Here is a 20156-nt window from a genome sequence, read left to right as displayed (position 1 = left end):
AGGGCGAAAACCGGCCGGACGGCGCCGACAGGCCCGCCGCGCGGACACGTGGAAACGCGGCCGTGGGGCAGGATCGGCCCATGCGCATCTCCGCCGTCGTGACCGGGGCCCTGGCCGTACTGCTGCTCGTCCTGGTGGCCGTGGGGTGGTCCCCGCTGCTGTCGTTCGACCGGGACGTGTCCGACGCGCTGCACCGCAGCGCGGTCGCCGAGCCCGGCTTCACCCGGCTCAACCGGGTGCTGTCGGACTGGGTGTGGGACCCGTGGACCATGCGGACGCTCGCCGGCGTGACCGCCCTCGTCCTGTGGTGGCGCCGGGAGCGCCGCCTCGCGCTGTGGGTGGCGGTCACCAGTGTGCTCGCCTGGGCCCTCCAGCACGGCCTGAAGCTCGCGGTGGGGCGGACGAGGCCGAGCTGGCCCGATCCGGTGGACTCGGCGCACTTCCCGGCGTTCCCGTCCGGGCACGCCATGGCGGCGACGGTCAGCTGCGGGCTGCTGCTGTGGGTGCTCGCACTGCGCTGGCGCGAGGGCTGGTGGGGCTGGGGCGCGCTCACCGGCCTCGCGGTGGTGTCGGTGGCCGGGGTCGGCTGGACCCGGGTCTACCTGGGCGTCCACTGGCCGTCGGACGTGCTGGGCGGCTGGCTGCTCGGCTGGTGCTGCGTGGCCGCGGCCATCGTCACCTACCGGCGCCTCGAAGCCCGCAGACCACCGGCGACCGGCCCGGACAAGGGGAGCAGAATGGGAGAAACACGATGAAGCCGCCTGTTCTGGACGATCCCCCGCGTCGCCCAGAACAGACGGCATGCCCCACCGTCGGCCACGAGGGCACGACGGCAGGTCGCGCTGAGTATATTGGCTGCGAGCCAGTCAACGCAGGAGTCCAGCATGTCCCCGCGTAGCGCATCGGTCAATGAAGAGCTCCGGCGGCGCTCGCGCGAGCGGATCCTGGCGGCCACCGTGGAGCTGGTCTCGGAGCGGGGTTACGAGGCCACGACGCTCGGCGACATCGCCGGCCGGGCCGGTTCGGCACGGGGCCTGATCTCGTACTACTTCCCGGGCAAGCGGCAGCTGCTGCAGTCCGCGGTGCACCGGCTGATGCACCTGACCCTGGAGGAGGCGCTGGAGCGCGAGCCGCGCACCGAGGACGGCCGGGAGCTGCTGGCCCGGGCCATCGACGCGATCCTGGGGCTCGCCGAGGACCGGCCCGTGCTCATGCGGACGCACATGGCCGGCATCCTCCAGGCCGAGGGCTTCGTGCAGTGTCCGGAGCAGCAGCGGCTGGCCGCGCTGCTGCGCGACACCGTGGCGCGCTACGGCACCGACGACGTGGACCGGGACTATCCGCTGCTGCGGGCCCTGCTCATGGGCGCCGTGTTCGCGGTGCTGCTGCCGGGCGCGCCGATGCCGAGGGCCCGGCTGCGGGCGGAGCTGTTCCAGCGGTACGGGCTCGACTGGGAGCAGGGCGTGCCGCCGGGCGGAGGCCCGCCCGACGGCACGCCGGTGGCGCACACGGTCTTACGCGGCCGGCCGGCCCGGGTGCCGCTCCAGCTGGGCTCCCGGGGGATCCGGGTGCCGGACCTGCCGGCCGGACCTGTCCGGCCGTCCGGGCCGGAGTGGCCGGCGGAACAGGCCCGGCCGTGCGAGCCGGAATGGCCGGCGGAACAGGCCCGGCCGTCCGGTCCTGATCAGTCGTCCGCGCCGGAGGCCCGCTCGAAGTCGCGGAAGTAGTCCGGCTGCGTCTGGACGTTGAGCTCGTGCATCCGGACCCGCTGCGCCTTGTCGGTGCGCTTGTCCGAGATCTTCAGGACGTCCAAGCCCTTGGCGATGTCGTTCGAGTAGATGTGGCCGTTGTAGTAGTAGGCCGACCAGGAGCCGCCGCCGACGGGGGTGGTCGCCGAGATCGGGCCGCGCTCGAAGTAGGCGATCTCCTTAGGCCGGCGGGAGTCGGTGAAGTCCCAGACGGAGACGCCGCCCTGGTACCAGGACTGGACCATGATGTCCTTGCCCCTGACCGGGATGAGCGAGCCGTTGTGGGCGACGCAGTTCTCGGTGTCGGCCTGGTGGCGCGAGATCTTGAAGTAGCTGCGGAAGACGAGCCGGCGCCCGTCGCCCTTGCCGACGATGTCGTAGATGCCGTTGGCCCCGCGGTTCGGGCCGACCTCCGCGTTGCAGGTGGCCGCGCCGCCGCCGCCGAGCTCGTCGGCGAAGACGACCTTGTCGGCCTTCTGGTTGAAGGTGGCGGAGTGCCAGAAGGCGAAGTTGACGTTGTCCTGGACCTGGTCGATGACCCGGGGCCGCTCGGGGTCCTTGATGTCGAAGAGGATGCCGTCGCCCATGCAGGATCCGGCGGCGAGGTCCTCGGTGGGGAGCACGGTGATGTCGTGGCAGCCGGTGGTCTTGGAGACGCCGGGGTTGGTGGGTGCGCCGGGGTTGCCGCCCCCGTCCGGGCCCTCGCCCGGGAAGAGGACGGGGAACGAGACGACCGCGGCCCGCTCGGGTGCCTCGCGCGGCACCTTGATGACCGAGATGCCGTCGTGCGGCGGCCGGCAGTCCGGGAAGGCCGCGTTCGGCGCGTACGAGGAGACGTACACGTACACGTCGTCCCGCTTCGGCAGCAGCGTGTGGGTGTGCGACCCGCAGGCGGTCTCGACGGAGGCGACGTACCGCGGGTTGGCGATGTCGCTGATGTCGAAGATCTTCATGCCCTCCCACGATTCCTTGACCGTGGCGGGCTGCGAGACGCTGGCGCAGGAGTCGTCGCTGCGGGAGGAGTCGGTGGAGAGGAACAGGAGGTCGCCGGAGACGGAGACGTCGTTCTGGGATCCGGGGCACAGCACCTGGGCGACGGTCTTGGGGGACCTCGGGTTGCTGATGTCGAAGATCCGGAAGCCGTCGTAGTTGCCGGCGAAGGCGTACCTGCCCTGGAAGGCCAGGTCGGAGTTGGTGCCCTTGAGGGCGTCCTTGGGGATGTTGGCGAGGTGTTCGATGTTGGGGGTGTGGACGATCTCGTCCACACCCGGGATCTCACCGCTCGCGATGGCGGCACGGGTGTCCGCCGCCCGCTGCGCGCTGACGGTGTCCGGTACGGGGAGGTCACCCGGCTCGGGTGTGGCGGCCGCGGGTCCTGCGGCGAGCAGGCTGACCAGCAGTCCGGCGGCGGCGGTCGCCACACCCAGGCTTCTGGTCCGTGTGCGCGGGGTACTCGTGGTACGCAACGAAGTCACTCCGTCCTCTCTGGGACTTCCGTTCACAGCTGAACGACGGATGGACCTGGGCAGTATGGTCCTTGGCGTGCACATCTCAACAGATGGCAACACGGACGACCTGAAGTTCCGCCGCACGCTCCGACAGACCGGAGTGATCTGAGTGACCTGCGTGACCTGTGTGATCTGAGTGACCCGCGTGATCCGAGTGACCCGCGTGATCTGAGTTGCCGCCGTTCCTGTGGAGGTCGCCTTGCCGAACCGCCGTGTCCGCCGCACCGTCGCCGTGCTGGTCAGCGCCACCGCCGTACTCGCCCTCGGCGCCTGCGAGTCGGCGCCCGGAACGGAGAAGTCCGCCGCCGGGCCCGGCGGTTCGAGCGGGCCGATGGTGGTGGCGCCGGGCAGGCCGGGCGAGCCCGCCAAGCGCGTCTCCCCGGAGGAGGCGGCCCGGATGCTGCCCGACGGGCGGCCCAACGGCGCCGACTTCCGTTACGTCCAGATGATGATCGAACACCACCGGCAGGCGCTCACCATGACCGCCCTGGCACCGCAGCGGGCCGGATCGCCGCAGGTGAAGAAGGTCGCCGAACGGATCGCCGCCGCGCAGGGCCCGGAGATCGGGGCCATGGAGGGCTGGCTTGCCGCCAACGGCGGCCCCCGGCCGCAGTCCGGCCACGACCACCACACCATGCCCGGCATGGCCACCGAGGCCCAGCTCGCCGCACTGAGAGCCGCCGAAGGGCGCGCCTTCGACACCCTCTTCCTGAAGCTGATGATCACCCACCACGAGGGCGCCGTGACAATGGCGGCGGAGGTCCTCGGACAGGGCAACAACGTCCTGGTGGAGGAGATGGCCAACGACGTGATCGCGCAGCAGACGGTGGAGATCGACCGGATGCGGTCGCTGTAGGCGGAGGGCGGCGCTGCCTCGGACCGGGTGCCACCGCCGGCGTACGGGGGGATCGCGGACCGTACGGGCGCGTGGGGGCGCGTACGGGCGAGTGGTGCGTCGCACCGTCGTCGCGCGCCCACTCCCCCGGCGGCGCTCCCGGTGCCATGCTGGAGGTCTCCCGGCGGGAAGGGGTGCTTCCGTGCTGCGCGTCGCCGTCGTCGGCTCCGGTCCCAGCGGGGTCTACACCGCCCAGGCGCTGGTCGGACAGGACGCCGTGCCCGGGATACGGGTCGACGTCCTCGACCGGCTGCCGTGCCCGTACGGGCTCGTCCGGTACGGGGTGGCCCCCGACCACGAGAAGATCAAGTCGCTCCAGGGCAGCCTGCGCGCGGTCCTGGAGGACGAGCGGATCGCCTTCCTCGGCGACGTGGAGGTCGGCGCGCGCGGGCTGACCCCGGCCCGGCTCCTGGAGCTCTACCACGCGGTCGTCTACTGCGTGGGCGCCTCGCGCGACCGGCGGCTCGGGGTGCCGGGCGAGGAGCTGCGGGGCAGTTTCTCGGCGACCGAGTTCGTCTCCTGGTACAGCGCCCACCCGGACGCGGTCCACGAGGGCTTCGACCTCGACCGGCCCGGCGCCGTGGTCGTCGGGGCGGGGAACGTGGCGGTGGACGTCACCCGGCTGCTCGTCCGGCGGACCGAGGAGCTGGCGCCGACCGACATCCCGCAGGCCGCGCTGGCGGCGCTCGGCGCGAGCGGGGTGCGCGAGGTGCACATGGTGGCGCGGCGCGGTCCCGCGCAGGCGAAGTTCACCACCAAGGAGCTGCGCGAGCTCGGCGCGCTCCCGGACACCCGGGTACTGGTCGACCCGGCGGAGCTCGCGCTCGACCCCGCGTACGCCGACCCGTCCGGGCTGCCGGCCGTCAACAGGCGCAATCTGGACGTCGTACGCGGCTGGGCGACGGCCGCCACGCCCTCCCCGGCCACCGCGCCCACCGGCCGCACGGTCCGGCTGCGCTTCTTCCTGCGGCCGGTGGAGATCCTCGGCGAGGGCGGCCGGGTCGCGGCGGTCCGCTTCGAGCGCACGGAACCGGACGGAGCGGGCGGGATACGGGGCACGGGGCGGTACGAGGAGATCCCGGCCGGCCTGGTGCTGCGGGCGGTCGGATACCAGGGCGCGCCGCTGCCCGGCCTGCCCTTCGACCCGGCACGGGGCACGGTCCCGAACGCCGCGGGCCGGGTGCTCAGGGACGGGGTGCCGTCGCCGGGCGAGTACGTGGCCGGCTGGATCAAGCGCGGCCCCACGGGCGTGATCGGCACCAACCGGCCCTGCGCCAAGGAGACCGCCGCCTCCTTGCTGGCCGACGCGCCCGTCCTCGCCCGCCGGCCCGTGGCACCCGACCCGGTCGCCGCGCTGCGGGCCCTGGGGCACGAGCCGGTGCTCTGGACGGGCTGGCAGGCCATCGAGCGGGCGGAGGCGGCCCTGGGCGGCGCGCTGGGCCGCGGCCCGGTGAAGATCCCCGACTGGGACGGACTGCGGGGCGCGGCGCGGCAGGGTCAGCCGATCGGTTGACCCGGGGGTCGGCCGGGCGGTGCGGGAGGAGGGGCCGCCGGGTGGACGGGGAGGGGGGTGGCGTGGAGCCAGGATGGACGAGGGAGCGGCACGGCACGGTGCGGTGCCTGCGCTATGCCTGGGCTTGCCTACCTGTTGACCATCCCGCCGGGCCACCCGGCGGGCCGTCCGCCCTTGGCGGGCGATCTCGGCGGGCCGTCCATCGCCGGCGCCCCACCTGGTGACCTGGACGTCTGCTGACCTGGCGTCGGCCTGGACCGGCCTTCGTCCGGGCCGCGGGGCCGTGCCCGAGCGACCCGCCTGCCGGCAGGCCCCGCCGCGCCCCGTTCCGTACCGTCCCGAGGAGCCGTCCATGCCCGCCCCCGCCGATCTGCGGCTGCTCGCCGCCGCCCGTCAGGGCGACGCCGCGGCGGTGCGCGCCGCGCTCGCCGAAGGTGCCCGCACCGAGGTCCGCGACGAGGAGCTGCGCTCGCCGCTGCTGCTGGCCGCGCTCGGCGACCACGTGGAGGCGGCGCGGGCCCTGGTCGCCGCGGGCGCCGACGTGAACGCGCGGGACGCGCGGCACGACAGCCCGTGGCTGGTGACGGGCGCGACCGGGAGCGTGGCGATGATGCGGGTGCTCCTCACAGCGGACCCGGCGCCCGACGTGACGCTGCGGAACCGGTTCGGCGGCGTCAGCCTCATTCCCGCCGCCGAGCGGGGCCACGCGGCCTATGTGAAGGCCGTCCTCCAGGAGACGGCGATCGATGTCGACCACGTCAACGACCTGGGGTGGACGGCCCTGTTGGAGGCGGTCATCCTCGGCGACGGCGGCCGCGCCCACCAGAAGGTCGTGGCCCTGCTCCTCGCGGCCGGTGCGGACCGTGACCTGCCCGACGCCCACGGCACCACCGCCCTGGAACACGCGGAGCGCCGCGGCTTCGACACGATCGCGGCGCTGCTGCGGGACGCTGCCGGAGCCCCGGCCGAAGCTCCCGCCTGAGCGGGCCCTGAGCCCGCCCCGGACGGACAGGAGGGCACGGAGCCGGTTCCACCCGGGCTCCCTGTCGATCCCCGGGCGCAGTCCGGGCGCCGGTCGGGGCGGCCGGCCGGGGATCGGCCGTGCTCAGGGCGCCGCAACACGCCTCTCACCTGGGGCGGAGGCGTCTCCGACGGTCGTTGTCAGTGGTCGGGTGCAGACTGGCCCGTATCCGCGACAACGGCGTCATGGAGGTGTCGGCATGACCGACGTGCTACTGACCGTAGGCACCCGCAAGGGTCTGTTCATCGGCCGCGGGCGAGACGGCCGATGGGAGTTCGACGACCCGCACTTCAACGCGCAGGCGATCTATTCGATCGGAATCGACACGCGCCGCGCCACTCCCAGGATCCTCGTCGGCGGGGACAGTTCGCACTGGGGGCCGTCCGTCTTCCACTCCGACGACCTGGGCGCGAGCTGGACCGAGCCGGCCCGGCCGGCGGTCAAGTTCCCGCAGGACACCGGCGCTTCACTGGAGCGGGTCTGGCAGCTGCACCCCGCGCCCGGCCACTCCCCCGACGTCGTGTACGCGGGGACGGAGCCGGCCGCGCTGTTCAGATCCGCCGACGGCGGCGAGTCCTTCGAGCTCGTGCGCCCGCTGTGGGAGCACCCCACCCGTGACCGGTGGGTGCCGGGCGGGGGCGGCGAGGCGGTGCACACGGTGGTCACCGACCCGCGCGACCCCGACGCGGTGACGGTGGCGGTGTCGACCGCGGGCGTCTTCAGGTCCACGGACGGCGGCGCCCGCTGGGCACCCGCGAACAAGGGGGTGTCGGCGGTGTTCCTGCCCGACCCGAACCCGGAGTTCGGCCAGTGCGTCCACAAGATCGCCCAGGACGCGGGCGACCCCGACCGGCTCTACCTCCAGAATCACTGGGGGGTGTTCCGCAGCGACGACGGCGGTGGCCGGTGGACGGACATCGGCGGCGGCCTGCCCTCCGACTTCGGCTTCGCCGTCGCCGCCCACCCCCACCGGCCGGACACCGCTTATGTCTTCCCCATCAACGCGGACGCCGACCGCGTCCCCGCCGGCCGGCGCTGCCGCGTCTACCGCACGACCGACGCCGGCACGACCTGGGAACCCCTCACCAAGGGGCTTCCGGACGGCGACCATTACGGCACGGTGCTGCGCGACGCCCTGTGCACGGACGACGGCGACCCGGCGGGCGTGTACTTCGGCAACCGCAACGGGGAGGTGTACGCGAGCGCGGACGACGGCGACAGCTGGCAGCTGCTCGCCGACCACCTGCCGGACGTGCTGTGCGTACGGGCGGCGGTGATCGGCTGACCGGCTAGGGAAGGCTCCAGTCGACCGGCTGGGCGCCCTGGCGCACCAGGAGTTCGTTGGTACGGCTGAAGGGACGGGAGCCGAAGAAGCCGCGGTCCGCCGACATCGGGGACGGGTGGGCCGATTCGACCGCCGGCAGGTCGCCGAGCAGCGGGCGCGCGTTGCGGGCGTCGCGGCCCCAGAGGATCGACACCAGCGGCTTTCCGCGCGCCGCCAGCGCGCGGATGGCCTGCTCGGTGACGGCTTCCCAGCCCGCGCCACGGTGCGCGCCCGGCTTGCGGGGCGCGGTGGTCAGGGCCCGGTTGAGGAGCAGCACGCCCTGGCGGGTCCAGGGAGTCAGATCGCCGTTGGAGGGGCGCGGAAGGCCGAGGTCCGTGTTCAGCTCGCGGAAGATGTTCTCCAGGCTGCCGGGCAGGGAGCGGACCTCGGGGGCGACGGCGAAGCTGAGGCCGATGGCCATGCCGGGCGTGGGGTAGGGGTCCTGTCCCACGATCAGCACCCGTACGTCGTCGAACGGCTGCTGGAAGGCGCGCAGGACGTGCTGCCCCGCCGGAAGGTAGGTCCGGCCCGCGGCGATCTCCGCGCGCAGGAAGTCGCCCATCTGGGCGATGCGCCCCGCCACGGGCGCCAGGGCCTGGGCCCAGCCGGGCTCTACGAGTTCACTCAACGGTCGTGCTGTCACGGGCAGTCACCCTACCGGCCCACACCGACAATCCGATCGTCGCGAGCCCGGCATGACCCGCGAGGGACCCCCTAGGCTTCCGGCCGACGTCCGTCGCCGTGTGAGAGGGAGTCGACCATGAGGTCATCCAGCGCGTCAGCGTCCCCGTCCGTGTCTGCGTCCGCCTCCGTGTCCGCGTCCGCGTCCGTCGCCGGTCTCGTCGTCGGGGTGGACTCCGGCGGCTCCGGGCTGCGGATCGCGCTCGCGCGGGCGGGCGCCGGGGAGGCGGAGCCGGGTGGGCAGGTGCTGGAGACGGTCGCGTCGAGCGAACCGGTGCGCACGGGCGCGGGCGGGATCGACGCGGGACATCTGCTGGCCCAGGTGCTTCCGGCGGTCGACGCGATGGTGGCGCGGGCCACCGGGGCCGGCAGGAACGGGAAGGACGGGCGGATCGCCGCGGTCGCCGTCGGGGCGGCCGGCATGGCCACGCTCGGCGACCGGCTGCGGGCCGAGCTGCCGGGTGCGCTCGAACGGGCGTGGGGCGTGCGGCGCCTCGCGCTCGCGGCCGATGCCGTCACCGCGTACGCCGGGGCGCTCGGCCAGCGTCCGGGCGCGGTCGTCGCGGGCGGCACGGGCCTGATCGCCCTCGGCACCGATCTGTCCGGCTGGCGCCGGGCGGACGGCTGGGGCCATCTCCTGGGCGACTGCGGCAGCGGGGCCTGGATCGGCCGGGCGGGCCTCGACGCGGCGATGCGGGCGTACGACGGGCGGCGCGGTGGCTCGGCCGCGCTCCTCGCACGCGCCGAGGAGCGGTTCGGACCGGCGGCCGGTCTGCCGGCGGCTCTCTATCTCCGTACCGACCGGCCGGCCGTCCTCGCGTCGTTCGCACCGGACGTGGCCGGCTGCGCCGTCGACGGCGACCCGGTGGCCGCGGGCATCCTGGAGCGCGCCGCCGGCCATGTCGCTGAGGCCGCCGCGGCCGTGTGTCCCGCCGGTCCGGCGGGCGTGGGCGAAGTGGCCCTGACCGGTGGGCTGTTCCGGCTGGGAGAGCCGTTGCTCGGTCCGCTGCGCGCCGAACTGGGCGTACTGCTGCCCGAGGCGCGCGTGGTCGCCGCGGCGGGCGATCCGCTGTCCGGGGCCGTGACGGTCGCCGCCGCGCTGGCGCGGAACGAGCTCCGGCTGCCGGAGGACCCGCACCTCCTGCAAGTCACCCGATAACCGACCCTATCCAGCCACTTCAGACATAGACGGGCAGAACTCGCGGGGCCGCACCTCAGCGAACCGGGCGGTGGGCAAAACCAGTAGCATGCGGCGCCATGAGCTCCCCCACTGGGCCCACTCCCGGGCTGCCTGTACGAATGCCGCGACCCCGCCAGTCCGGGCGGCACCGTCGCCCTGAACCCGTGGCGGCGCCCGAGGGCGCTCCCGCGCTGGTTCTCGCCGTCCCCGGTGTGCCGTCGGCCGCCATACGCTCACTCGCCGACGAGGTCGTGAGCATCGCCCGCTCGGAGCTGCCCGGCCTCGAGGCCGTGATCGGTTACCTGGACGGCGACGACGCCGAGTACCCGACGCTCGCGACCGTGCTGACCCGGGTCGCCGCCCTGCGCACGGAGCGGTACGAGATCGCCGTGGCCGCCGGCCGCGAGGTCGCCGCTCCCGAGGGCCCCGCGGCGGTCGTGGTGCCGCTGCTCGCGGGCCCCGACAGCGCCCTGACCCGGCGGATCCGCCAGGCCGTGATGGACGCCGGCAACAACGCCGAGCTGACCGATGTGCTCGGCCCGCACCCGCTGCTCGCCGAGGCCCTGCACGTGCGGCTGTCCGAGGCCGGCCTGGCCCGCGCCGACCGCGCCCGGCTGTTCACGGTCGCCACGGCCGCCGACGGCATCATCCTGGCCACGGTCGGCGGCGAGGAGGCCGTACAGGCCGCCGGGATCACCGGCATGCTGCTCGCGGCCCGCCTCGCGGTGCCGGTGATGGCGGCCGCCCTCGACCAGGAGGGTTCGATCGCGTCGATCGCCGAGCAGCTGCGCGCCGCCGGTTCGGAGCAGCTCGCGCTCGCCCCGTACCTGATCGGCCCCGAGCTGGCCGAGGGGCTGCTCGACGCGGCGGCGAAGGAGGCGGGCTGCGCGGCGGCCGAGGCGCTGGGCGCGTACCCGGCGATCGGGCGGCTGGTGCTCTCGCAGTACATGGCGACGCTGGGGATCCCGCCGCAGCAGGCCTCACCGGTCCACTGACACCGGTGCGCTGACGCCGGTGCACTGACACCGGTTCGCCGAGGTCGTCCGCCGACTCGTTCGCCGACCGTGACGGGAGGGGCCCGCACCGGATGCTTCCGGCGCGGGCCCCTCCCGTATCCGTATCCCGTGTTCGGTGTCCCGTCCGGCGCCCTCAGCCGAAGACGACGCAGGAGGCGGCGGGGGCCGGGAGCGACCCGGCCCGTGCGGGGACGCCGGTCTGCGGGTCCAGGGTGAACCAGGTGACGTCGCCGGAGCGCTCGTTCGCCGCGTACAGGTGCCGTCCTGAGGGCCCGAGGGCCAGGTCGCGGGGCCAGTGGCCGCCGCACGGGACGGAGGCGACCGGCCGGGCGGCGGCGCCGTCCGCGTCGAGGGCGAGGACGGCGAGGGTGTCGGTGCCGCGTACGGCGACCCAGAGGAAGCGGCCGTCGGGGGCGGCGACGACCTCCGAGGGATAGGCGGGCGCGGTGTCCTCCGGGATGAGGCGGGTCTCGCCGAGGGGGGTGAGCACGCCCGTCTCGGCGTCCCAGCGGCAGACGGTGAGGGTCGGTTCGAGCTCGTTCAGGACGTAGGCGTGGGTGCCCGCCGGATGGAAGGCGAGGTGTCGGGGGCCGGTTCCGGGGCGCAGGGCGCTGCGGCCGTGCGGGGTCAGCGCGCCGGTGGCCGGGTCGAGGACCGTGACCATGACGGAGTCGGTGCCCAGGTCCACGGCCAGCACCCAGCGCCCGCTCGGATCGGGCAGCACCTGATGCGCGTGCGGTCCGCCCTGCCGGTCGGCGACCGGACCCGAGCCCTCGTGCCGCACCAGCCCGGCGACCGGCCCGAGGGTGCCGTCGGCGGCGCGCGGCAGGGAGGTGACGCTCCCGGAGGTGTAGTTCGCGGTGAGGACGTGCCCGGCCGCGAGGGCGAGGTGGGTGGGCCCGGAGGCGTTCACGGGCACGGGCGCGCCGAGCGGCCGGGGCGCGGGCCCGGTGACGTCGAAGGCCGCGACGGCGCCGGCGTCGGTCTCGGACACGGCGTACAGCACGTCTCCGTCGAGGGCGAGGAACGACGGATCGGCGACGGCGTCGCTCGCCCCGGTGACGGTCAGCGCGCCACTCGCCTCGTCCACCTCCACGGCGAGCACCCCTCGCCCGCCGGCCGCGGTGAACGACCCGACGAACCCCCGCACCGGGCGCTCCCCGCCATCCCGTCCCACCTGTGTGCCGCCCACGGCGCCTCCCTTGCCAGGGGCCGGCCCTGACGGACCGGCCGTCGTCGTCTCGTCGTCGGGGCGACGGTAGCAGCCGGTCTAGACCAAGAGGGGCGGGTACGGGGCGCGGGGAGGGGACGGGCGCTCCGACGGAGGCGTGTCGGCGGGGCGCGGGCCGGCGGTGGCAGGCAGGCAGGGCATGTGACCGGGCGTTCGGCGCCACGGCGGCGGGCGGGTCTGCCCAGAACCACCACCAAGGACCCGAGGACGCCTCGCGGGGCTCGCGCGATCACGGCGCGCCGACGGGCAAGGAGCGGCACCGGCGCCCCCGAGGGCCTGCGGGCAGGCTCGCCCCGGCAGGTGCGGGGCGGCGCTCGGCCCAGGGGCTCGGCTGCGCCGGCGTCGGGCCCGGCGGCGGTGGGTGACCCGAGGCCCGCGCGTTCGCGCAGCGCCGGGACCACCCACCCACGGCCGAGCCGGCCGGGCGGGTTCATGTCTGCCGACGGGCGCACGGCGTTCTGGAGGTGCGGCGCGCGGACCGCCTGAAACCCGGCCCGGCGCCGCCCCGGCAGCGGCAAGGCAGCACGGAACCACTGCCGGAGGAGCCCGACGGCGCCCACCGCGCAGCTCGTGTGATCACCGGGCACCGGCAGCTGATGGCCGGCGCCGGAGCCACCGAGAGCCCGCGCGGCCGCGCGCGGCCCGGCAGGCGCGGGGTGCGACGGCGAAGACCGCCCCCGAGACCCGCGCGTCGGCGCGGCGCCCGGGACCACCCACGGCTCCGCACGTCCACCCTCACCGCCGACAGGCGCAGGGTGGCGTGGCGCGCACCCACCGCCACGCCGACGGACACGGGCGGCGCCGGGACCGCCCGGCACCGGACAGCGCACCACCCGCCGAAGGAGCCCAACTGCGCCCGCCCAGAAGCCCGCGCGATCATGGCGCGCCGGCAGGCAGCCACAGCGCCGGAACCGCCCTGAGGCCGCCCACCAGTGGTGCCCAGCAGGCGCCGGGCGGCGCTCGGCCCGGGTCGCCTCCGGCGGCGGCCGCAGCGGGCTCTCAGCTGCCTGCGCCCTGACGGCGAGGGTGAACGCGCGCCGCCGCGAGCGGTACCCGGCGCCGCGCGGCGCCCGGTGGTCACTGCCCGGTCACGTGGTGGCGCACCCTCAGAGCTCCCGTGAGGGAGCCGGTCAGGCCGCCGGGGCCAGAGGCGAGCGGGGGGAGGTGCGGAGGGGGGTGGCCAGGGCCATGAGGGCGCGTTCGAGGCCGTGGAGGTGGGCCAGCGCGGCCTCGGCGCCCGGGTGGTGGGGAGGCAGGTCGGAGGCGGCGGGGCGGGCCGTGGTCGTGTTGGTGGGGTCGGTCGGGGCCAGGGCGGGGACGGCGGCCTCGGCGCTCCGGTCGGAAGCCGCGGTCGTGGTGGCCGGGCCCGCCGGGACCGAGGCGTGGACGGCAGCCTCCACGCCCGGGTCGGAGGCCGCGGTCGTGGTGGCGGGGCCGGTCGGGGCCAGCGGGAGGACGGCGGCCTCCACGCCCGGGTCGGGAGCCGCGGTCGTGGTCGTGGGGCCCGCCGGGACCAGGGCGTGGACGGCCGCCTCGACGCGCCAGGCCGCCGCCGCGAGGCGGGCGTCGTGGGAGGCGTCGGGGTCGGCGGCGACTGCGGCGAGGCCGCGGATCTCGCGGGCGCAGTCGTCGAGCAGGGCGAGGACCCGGCGGGCGCGGGCCTTGCGGGCGCGCAGCGGGCTCATCGGGTGGACGAGGGGCGCGAGGGTGAGGCGGGCACGGGCGAGGAGCAGGTCGAGTTCGGCGGCGTGTGCCGCCGGGTCGGCGTCCGGGTCGCCCGCGAGGCGGCGGGCGGCGGCGGTGGTGCAGGCGTGCACGCAGGTCACGGCCCGCTGGATCCACGCGTTGGTGGCCGCGTGGGTGGTGACCGGCAGCAGCACGACGCCGACGGCCGCGCCGAGGGCGCCGACCGCGGTCTCCTCGAAGCGGAGCAGCAGCAGCCCGGGGTGCAGGACGCCGAGGAGCCCGTAGAGGAGGCCCGCCATGACGGTGACGAAGAACATCATCCAGCTGTACGAGAGAGGCGCGGTGTAGAAGATGCCGAAGACGCAGACGGCGACCAGGGCGGCCGTGGGAGCCGGGGCGCCGCCCAGCGGGATGGCGACGAGCAGCCCCGCGGCGATGCCGGTGACGGTGCCGACGACCCGGCGGAAGCCCCGTACCAGCGTCTCGCCGCGCGAGGCGGTGTTGACGAAGATCCACCAGGCGGTGCCGACGGCCCAGTACCAGCGCTCCTGCGAGAGGAGCTGGCCGGCGGCCAGCGCGATGGCGCAGGCCGCCGTGGCCTGGAACGCCTGCCGGGTGGTGGGCCGGTGCAGGCCGGTGCCGGGCAGCGGCGCGGGCGCGGCGGGCGGCGGCACCCGCCGCTCGATGCACCAGGCGACGAAGCGCACCGCGCCGACCGCCGCGAGCGCGAGCAGCACGGCGGCGTACAGCTCGGGCAGTTGCGCCGGCATGGCGTGCAGGAACTGGGTCACGAAGAACTGCATGAAGGCGAAGATGCCGAGCGCGTGCCCGCGCGGTCCCCAGCGGCGCGCGTACACGCCGGCGAAGACGACGAGGAGCCACACGGTGTCGCGCAGCAGCGGTACGCCGTGCAGGGCGGTGGCGAGCGCGAGCACGGGGAGGCCGACGAGCGGCAGCAGGGCGGTGGTGACCGCCTGGCGGCGCACGGTCGGGTCGCCGACGGTGAACAGGGCGAGCAGCGCGGCGAGGCCCGCCGTGATGGAGGCGGTCAGGGAGAGTCCGGCGAGCTCGGCCGCGGCGGCGGCGAGAACGACGCCGAGGACGGCGCGGCTCGCGACGCGCAGCCGTACCTTGCCCGGATCGGGCGCCACGCACGTCCTGCGCAGCACCCTGCCCACGACCACCAGGCCCTGCTTCCCCTTCTTCATGACGGTCGTCCCGCCCCCGCTTCCGTACACACACCCTCTTCACACGTACGCACGTACACATGACGAAGGCGCCGCGGGTCCGGGGCCGGCCACCTCGCCGGTCCGGCGCGTGCGCGGCGCCATCTGTCCAACTCTTGTGAAAGGAAAGCACCCGCCCGCCCACTGGCTCAACCGGCGGGTCGGCAGCTGAGCCATTGGTACAGTGGAATCAGGGGAAGTACGGCCAGAAGGGAGCCAACGGACCATGGCGGTGGACGAGCTCGACACCCGTATCCTCCGGCTGCTCATCGAGCAGCCGCGCACCAGCGTGCGGGAGTACGCGCGGATCCTCGGGGTCGCCCGCGGGACGGTGCAGGCCCGGATCGACCGGCTGGAGCGGGACGGCGTGATCACCGCCACCGGCCCGGTCCTGTCCCCCGCCGCGCTCGGTCACCCGGTGCTCGCCTTCGTCAACATCGAGGTGACCCAGGGGCATCTGGACGAGGTGGGGGACGCGCTCGCCTCCGTCCCGGAGATCGTGGAGGCGTTCTCGATCACGGGCGGCGGGGACCTGCTGACCCGGGTGGTGGCGCGCGACGCGGGACACCTGGAGGACGTCATCCAGCGGCTGATCCAGCTGCCCGGCGTGGTCCGCACCCGCACCGAGATCGCCCTGCGTGAGCGGGTGCCGCACCGGCTGCTGCCGCTGGTCGAGGCCATGGGCCGAAAGGCCCTCTGATCCGGCCGCCTCCTCTGGAAGGCTGGGCGCATGGACACCGCGCGCACTTCGGTCATCTTCGACCTCGACGGCACGCTCGTGGACAGCGAGCCCAACTACTACGAGGCGACCCTCCGCACGCTCGGCGCGTACGGCGTGACCCGCGAGGACTTCGGCTGGGAGCACCACACCCGGTTCATCGGGATCGGCACCCGCGAGTCCCTGGAGATCCTCGCCGGGCGCTATGGCGTCGACGCCCCGCTCGACGGGCTCCTCGCGGCCACCAACGGCCACTATCTGGAGCTGGCGCGCGCCTCGACACCCGTCTTCCCGGAGATGCGGAAGTTCGTGGAGCGGCTGTACGCGGACGGGGTGCCGATGGCGGTGGCCTCGGGTTCCTCGCGCCCGGCCATCGAAGCGGTGCTCGCCGGAACCGGTCTCGACGCGTATCTGACCACCCTGGTGTCGGCCGAGGAGGTGCCGCGCGGCAAGCCGGCGCCGGACGTGTTCCTGGAGGCGGCCCGCCGGCTCGGGGCCGTACCGGAGCGGTGCGTGGTCCTGGAGGACGCGCCGCCGGGCGCGGCGGCCGCGCGAGCGGCGGGCATGCGGTGCCTGGCCCTGCCGTACGTGGCGGGGACGGCGGACGATCCCGCGTTCGCCGGCGCCGACCGGGTCTTCCGCCGTGGCCAGGCTGATTTCACGGCACAGGCGGCGCTGCGGTGGCTGGCGGGAGGCTGAGAGGGGCGGCGCTCGCCGGCCGGGGGGAGGCAGAAGGGGCGGCGCTCGCCGGCCGGCGGGAGGCAGAGGGGGCGGCGCTCGGTGGCTGGGGCGGGAGGCTGAGGGGGCGGCGCTCGCTGGCTCCCTCCGCGCCGGCTCCCTCAGCGCCGCCGACCGCCGGACGGCGTCGCGCCGAAAAGGTGTGGCCGGGGTGGGCCTTCTGTGTCAGGGTGCGGGGCGCAGATGCCCCTCTCCCCTGGAGCGTTCGATGACGATCCCGCCCCGCCTCGTCCCCCTCCTGGAGCAGTTCGACTTCGCCCGCGAGCGGCTCGTCGCCCGGCTCACGGGCCCGGTGATGGACAGCGGCAACGGGACGGACGTCACCGTGGGGCCGATCACCGACGACGAGTACCTGTGGGAGCCGGTCGCGGGCTGCTGGTCGGTGCGCCGCCGCGCGGACGGTCCGGGGCCGCGCGCCACCGAGCTGGCGGGCACGGGGGCGTGGGGCCGGGACACCGCCCCGGCACCCCACCCCGAGCCGGCGCCCTTCACCACGCTCGCGTGGCGGCTCAGCCACCTCACCGAGATGTTCGCGCTGCGCACCGACCACACGATCGGCAGCCACAGCCTGACCAGGGACGACTTCCGCAGTCGCGGCGACGCGGCCGCGGCCGTCGCCGACTTCGAGGCGGCCACCGAGGGCTGGCGGAAGGCGCTGCTCTCGGCGACCGACGCCGACCTGGACAGGATCGGGCACAGCACCTATCCGCACGGTAGCGACGCCGAGGACCCGTTCCTGGACATCGTCTGGTGGATGAACCAGGAACTCCTGCATCACGGCGCGGAGATCGCCCTGCTCCGGGATCTGTACCGGGCAGGCGGCGGCGGTCGCTGAGCCTGTGCCGCGCCGGTGACGCGTGGGACGATGGGAACAGATCCGTTCCTCGCGCAGGCAAGGAGGCGACATGTCCAGGATCAACGCCTCCGTCGACATCTCCCGTCCCCCCGAAGAGGTGTTCGCGTACGTGACCGACCCCTCGCACCTGCCCGAGTGGCAGGAGAGCGCGGTACGGGTACGCCAGGCCGGCGGCGTGCCCGGCAGGCCCGGCCGGCAGGTCACCGTCACCCGGCACATGGGCCGCCGTGACGTCGACATGAACGTGGAACTCACCGAGCTGGATCCGCCGCGCAGTTGGCACGTCCACGGCGTGGACGGCCCGGTGCGTCCCGACGTCCGGGGCACCGTCGAGCCGCTCGACCAGGGGCGGCGCTCACGGGTGACGCTCTCCGTCGACTTCGAGGGCCACGGCATCGGCAAGGCCCTCGTCCCGCTCGTCGTGAAGCGGCAGGTCCGCAAGGAGATGCCGCGGGACGAGCGGAAGCTGAAGGAGATCCTGGAGCGCGGCGCCCGGGCCTGACGTCCCGCCGCCTGTTGCGCCGCGCGGTCGGTGTGTCCCACCGCGCGGCTCAGCGCCGCGCCGCCGGTCGGTCCCGCCGCGTGGTGCAGCCCGGCGTCGTAGGCAGGTCCCGCCGCGTGGTTCAGCCCCGCGTCGCCGGCCGGCCCCGCTTCGTACGGGCGATCAGCATCGCCACGTCGTCCTGTGCCGGCCCCTCGGGCAGGCCGGCCAGCACCTCGTCGCACAGCTCGTCCAGGGGCCGGTCCATGTGCCGCAGCGACCGGGCGAGCCGGGTCATGCCCTGGTCCAGGTCCCGGTCACGGGCCTCGATGAGGCCGTCCGTGTAGAGGACGAGCAGGCTGCCCGCGGGCAGGGCGACCTCCTCGGTGCCGACCTCGTGGGCGCCCGTGCCGAGCGGGGTGCCGGGCGGGCCGTTCAGGAAGGTGACGGCGCCGTCCGGGGTGACCACGGCGGGCGGCGGGTGGCCGGCCCGCGCGATGGTCCACACGGCGCTGGCCGGGTCGTGGACCGCGTACACACAGGTGGCCATCTCGTCCTCGCCCAGGTCGGCGATGACGGCGTCCAGGGAGGTCAGCATGCGCGCGGGCGGGATGTCGTGGCGGGCCAGGGTGCGTACGGCGGTGCGCAGCTGGCCCATGACGGCGGCCGCGTGGATCCCGTGGCCCATGACGTCGCCGATGACGAGGCCGGTGCGGCCGTCGGGCAGGGCGACCACGTCGAACCAGTCGCCGCCGACGTCGTGGTCGCTGGCCGGGAGGTAGCGGCCGGTGAGCTCCAGGTCGGGCACGTCGGGCAGGGCGTTGTTGGTCAGGCTGCGCTGGAGGGTGAGGGCGGCCTGGCGCTGGGTGGTGTAGAGGCGGGCGTTGTCGATGTTGAGGGCGGCGCGGGCCACCACCTCGTCCATGAGGACCCGGTCCTCGTCGTCGAAGGGTTCACGGGTGCGGAGCCGGGTCACGGACACGGTGCCGAGCACCTTGCCGCGCGCGACCAGCGGAATCAGCCGGGCGGAACCGATGCGGGTGGCGAGATAGCGGCGCAGGGCTTCGAGCCGCGGGTCCTTGATGAGGGCGGGGATGTCGGCGTGGGTGAGGTCCATGGCGCGGGCCGCGGTGATGACCTCCTCGTAGACGGAGTCGAGCGGGATCTGGAAGGTCTGGCCGACGGCGAGGAGGGCGGTGGGCGCGGTCGGGTCGGGGAAACCGGCGGCGAGCCGGCGCAGGACCCCGCGGGTGGCGGCGGTGGACTCGTCGGGGTCGAGGACGGCTTCGAGGAGCTGGACGTCGGCGGAGTCGGCCAGCTGGGGGACGAGGAAGGAGACGACCTCCTCCGCGGTCTGCCGCAGGTCGAGGGTGGTGCCGATGCGTTCCCCGGCCTCGGCGAGCAGGGCGAAGCGGTGGCGGGCGCGTTCGACCTCGATGTGGGCCTGCTGGCTCTCGGTGATGTCGATGAGGGAGGCGATGATGCCGAGGGGGCGGCCGGCGTGGTCGAGGAGCGGGGCGTAGGAGTTGGACCAGATGTGGTCGTGGTCGGGGTCGGCCGGGGTGCGGCCGGCTCTGCGGGCGTCCACGACGGCGGTGCCGGTGTCGAGGACCCGACGCATCAGCGCTTCGAGCGCGCCGGCGTTGACGCCGGGCACGACCTCGGTGAGCCGGCGGCCGACGTGGTCGGCGGGCGGGACGCCGTTCATCCGGGCGAGGGCGTCGTTGACGCGGACGAACCGCAGGTCGGGGCCGAGGGTGGCGAGGCCGATGGGCGACTGGGTGAACAGCGATTCGAGGGCGGCGAGGGAGTCGCGCATCTTGAGGACCTGGGAGGTCTCGAAGGCGATCAGCATGGCGCCGGGCCGTCCGTCCGGGTCGGCGGCGGGCACGATCCACATCTCCATGGCGACCTGGTGGCCGTCACGGTGCCGTACGGGGAGGGTGCCGACGACGGTCTCGCCGGCCTGGACCTGGCGGGTCAGCCGGTCGGCGAGCTCGCGGTTGCCGTCGGGCACGAGGAGCGGGGTGGCGAGCCGGCCGATGACGTCCTCGGGGCCGTAGCCGAGCAGGTCCTGCGCGGCCAGTGACCACTCGACGATCCGGCCGCGCGCGTCCTCGCGCCACAGCGCGATGGGCAGCAGGTCGTTGAGCACGCCCGCGTAACCGACGGCCGCCCGCGGCGGCCGCGGAACCCCGCTCGGCGACTGGTGAGTGTCCAACGCATCGACCTACGCATCGGCCGGGCCCCATGGGGCGTCATCCCGCGATCTCTACCGAATCACCCTATCCGAGACACCAGAGGCAGGCGCTGTACGGATCGGCCGGGCGCGCG

Annotated in this window: 16 protein-coding genes and 1 pseudogene; 12 read left to right on the top strand and 5 right to left on the bottom strand. The window is 74.8% G+C overall.

Features of this window, described 5'->3' with window-relative positions:
* The first annotated feature begins 80 nt into the window (after nucleotides 1-80).
* Nucleotides 81-755: a phosphatase PAP2 family protein gene (locus tag ABTZ91_RS03445; RefSeq protein ID WP_352075432.1), complete on the top strand. Its 675-nt coding sequence runs from the start codon at nucleotides 81-83 to the stop codon at nucleotides 753-755.
* A gap of 129 nt (nucleotides 756-884) precedes the next feature.
* Nucleotides 885-1496 (top strand): annotated as a pseudogene (locus ABTZ91_RS03440) (TetR/AcrR family transcriptional regulator); the annotation flags it as partial.
* Nucleotides 1497-1684: 188 nt separating this feature from the next.
* On the opposite strand, the gene ABTZ91_RS03435 reads toward ABTZ91_RS03440, so the two are convergent.
* Nucleotides 1685-3223 carry an LVIVD repeat-containing protein gene (locus ABTZ91_RS03435; protein WP_407077886.1) on the bottom strand — a complete coding sequence of 513 codons (1539 nt, stop codon included), beginning with the start codon at nucleotides 3221-3223 and terminating at the stop codon, nucleotides 1685-1687.
* A gap of 232 nt (nucleotides 3224-3455) precedes the next feature.
* Between ABTZ91_RS03435 and ABTZ91_RS03430 the strand changes: the two genes are divergently transcribed.
* The 4 genes from ABTZ91_RS03430 to ABTZ91_RS03415 all read left to right on the top strand — a co-directional run bounded on the left by ABTZ91_RS03430 (nucleotide 3456) and on the right by ABTZ91_RS03415 (nucleotide 7970).
* Nucleotides 3456-4112 (top strand): DUF305 domain-containing protein, encoded by a 657-nt coding sequence (locus ABTZ91_RS03430; RefSeq protein ID WP_352075430.1) that lies wholly within the window; start codon nucleotides 3456-3458, stop codon nucleotides 4110-4112.
* A 181-nt stretch (nucleotides 4113-4293) separates the two neighbouring features.
* Nucleotides 4294-5664: an FAD-dependent oxidoreductase gene (locus tag ABTZ91_RS03425; RefSeq protein ID WP_352075429.1), complete on the top strand. Its 1371-nt coding sequence runs from the start codon at nucleotides 4294-4296 to the stop codon at nucleotides 5662-5664.
* A 352-nt stretch (nucleotides 5665-6016) separates the two neighbouring features.
* Nucleotides 6017-6646, top strand: coding sequence for an ankyrin repeat domain-containing protein (locus ABTZ91_RS03420; protein WP_352075428.1), 630 nt, complete (start codon nucleotides 6017-6019; stop codon nucleotides 6644-6646).
* Nucleotides 6647-6884: 238 nt separating this feature from the next.
* Nucleotides 6885-7970, top strand: coding sequence for an exo-alpha-sialidase (locus ABTZ91_RS03415; protein ID WP_352075427.1), 1086 nt, complete (start codon nucleotides 6885-6887; stop codon nucleotides 7968-7970).
* 4 nt (nucleotides 7971-7974) lie between these two features.
* Here the strand turns inward: ABTZ91_RS03415 and ABTZ91_RS03410 are convergent, their stop codons facing one another.
* On the bottom strand, nucleotides 7975-8652 hold the full coding sequence (locus tag ABTZ91_RS03410; RefSeq protein ID WP_352075426.1) for a uracil-DNA glycosylase: 678 nt from the start codon (nucleotides 8650-8652) through the stop codon (nucleotides 7975-7977).
* A 117-nt stretch (nucleotides 8653-8769) separates the two neighbouring features.
* Here ABTZ91_RS03410 and ABTZ91_RS03405 point away from each other — a divergent pair, with 117 nt between their 5' ends.
* Together ABTZ91_RS03405 and ABTZ91_RS03400 are read left to right on the top strand one after the other, a co-directional pair.
* Nucleotides 8770-9849 (top strand): N-acetylglucosamine kinase, encoded by a 1080-nt coding sequence (locus ABTZ91_RS03405; RefSeq protein ID WP_407077885.1) that lies wholly within the window; start codon nucleotides 8770-8772, stop codon nucleotides 9847-9849.
* A 98-nt stretch (nucleotides 9850-9947) separates the two neighbouring features.
* The gene (locus ABTZ91_RS03400) at nucleotides 9948-10865 is read left to right on the top strand and encodes a hypothetical protein (RefSeq protein ID WP_352075424.1); all 918 of its coding nucleotides are present in this window, start codon (nucleotides 9948-9950) and stop codon (nucleotides 10863-10865) included.
* A gap of 154 nt (nucleotides 10866-11019) precedes the next feature.
* On the opposite strand, the gene ABTZ91_RS03395 is transcribed toward ABTZ91_RS03400, so the two are convergent.
* Both ABTZ91_RS03395 and ABTZ91_RS03390 read right to left on the bottom strand, forming a co-directional pair.
* Complete coding sequence (locus ABTZ91_RS03395) at nucleotides 11020-12036, bottom strand: lactonase family protein (protein ID WP_352075423.1); 1017 nt, start codon at nucleotides 12034-12036, stop codon at nucleotides 11020-11022.
* Nucleotides 12037-13247: 1211 nt separating this feature from the next.
* Nucleotides 13248-15011 (bottom strand): FUSC family protein, encoded by a 1764-nt coding sequence (locus ABTZ91_RS03390; protein WP_352075422.1) that lies wholly within the window; start codon nucleotides 15009-15011, stop codon nucleotides 13248-13250.
* A 244-nt stretch (nucleotides 15012-15255) separates the two neighbouring features.
* On the opposite strand from ABTZ91_RS03390, the gene ABTZ91_RS03385 reads away from it, so the two are divergent.
* The 4 genes from ABTZ91_RS03385 to ABTZ91_RS03370 all read left to right on the top strand — a co-directional run bounded on the left by ABTZ91_RS03385 (nucleotide 15256) and on the right by ABTZ91_RS03370 (nucleotide 17843).
* The gene (locus ABTZ91_RS03385; protein WP_352075421.1) at nucleotides 15256-15729 is read left to right on the top strand and encodes an Lrp/AsnC family transcriptional regulator; all 474 of its coding nucleotides are present in this window, start codon (nucleotides 15256-15258) and stop codon (nucleotides 15727-15729) included.
* A gap of 30 nt (nucleotides 15730-15759) precedes the next feature.
* Complete coding sequence (locus ABTZ91_RS03380; RefSeq protein WP_352075420.1) at nucleotides 15760-16446, top strand: HAD family phosphatase; 687 nt, start codon at nucleotides 15760-15762, stop codon at nucleotides 16444-16446.
* A 247-nt stretch (nucleotides 16447-16693) separates the two neighbouring features.
* Nucleotides 16694-17320 (top strand): DinB family protein, encoded by a 627-nt coding sequence (locus ABTZ91_RS03375; protein WP_352075419.1) that lies wholly within the window; start codon nucleotides 16694-16696, stop codon nucleotides 17318-17320.
* 70 nt (nucleotides 17321-17390) lie between these two features.
* The gene (locus tag ABTZ91_RS03370) at nucleotides 17391-17843 is read left to right on the top strand and encodes an SRPBCC family protein (protein ID WP_352075418.1); all 453 of its coding nucleotides are present in this window, start codon (nucleotides 17391-17393) and stop codon (nucleotides 17841-17843) included.
* A 121-nt stretch (nucleotides 17844-17964) separates the two neighbouring features.
* On the opposite strand, the gene ABTZ91_RS03365 is transcribed toward ABTZ91_RS03370, so the two are convergent.
* The gene (locus tag ABTZ91_RS03365) at nucleotides 17965-20043 is read right to left on the bottom strand and encodes a SpoIIE family protein phosphatase (RefSeq protein WP_352075417.1); all 2079 of its coding nucleotides are present in this window, start codon (nucleotides 20041-20043) and stop codon (nucleotides 17965-17967) included.
* Nucleotides 20044-20156 lie beyond the last annotated feature (113 nt).

Source organism: Streptomyces sp. NPDC126499 (genome assembly GCF_040302485.1).
Taxonomy (GTDB): domain Bacteria; phylum Actinomycetota; class Actinomycetes; order Streptomycetales; family Streptomycetaceae; genus Streptomyces.
Note: the sequence above shows the minus strand (reverse complement) of the source record. Positions and strands in the feature narration are given on the sequence as shown.

Excerpts from the sequence above, each read along its gene's own strand:
- ABTZ91_RS03390 (WP_352075422.1), bottom strand. The coding sequence starts at position 15,011 with ATGAAGAAGGGGAAGCAGGGCCTGGTGGTCGTGGGCAGGGTGCTGCGC.
- ABTZ91_RS03370 (WP_352075418.1), top strand. The coding sequence starts at position 17,391 with ATGTCCAGGATCAACGCCTCCGTCGACATCTCCCGTCCCCCCGAAGAG.
- ABTZ91_RS03420 (WP_352075428.1), top strand. The coding sequence starts at position 6,017 with ATGCCCGCCCCCGCCGATCTGCGGCTGCTCGCCGCCGCCCGTCAGGGC.
- ABTZ91_RS03375 (WP_352075419.1), top strand. The coding sequence starts at position 16,694 with ATGACGATCCCGCCCCGCCTCGTCCCCCTCCTGGAGCAGTTCGACTTC.
- ABTZ91_RS03445 (WP_352075432.1), top strand. The coding sequence starts at position 81 with ATGCGCATCTCCGCCGTCGTGACCGGGGCCCTGGCCGTACTGCTGCTC.
- ABTZ91_RS03380 (WP_352075420.1), top strand. The coding sequence starts at position 15,760 with ATGGACACCGCGCGCACTTCGGTCATCTTCGACCTCGACGGCACGCTC.
- ABTZ91_RS03385 (WP_352075421.1), top strand. The coding sequence starts at position 15,256 with ATGGCGGTGGACGAGCTCGACACCCGTATCCTCCGGCTGCTCATCGAG.
- ABTZ91_RS03405 (WP_407077885.1), top strand. The coding sequence starts at position 8,770 with ATGAGGTCATCCAGCGCGTCAGCGTCCCCGTCCGTGTCTGCGTCCGCC.
- ABTZ91_RS03415 (WP_352075427.1), top strand. The coding sequence starts at position 6,885 with ATGACCGACGTGCTACTGACCGTAGGCACCCGCAAGGGTCTGTTCATC.
- ABTZ91_RS03400 (WP_352075424.1), top strand. The coding sequence starts at position 9,948 with ATGAGCTCCCCCACTGGGCCCACTCCCGGGCTGCCTGTACGAATGCCG.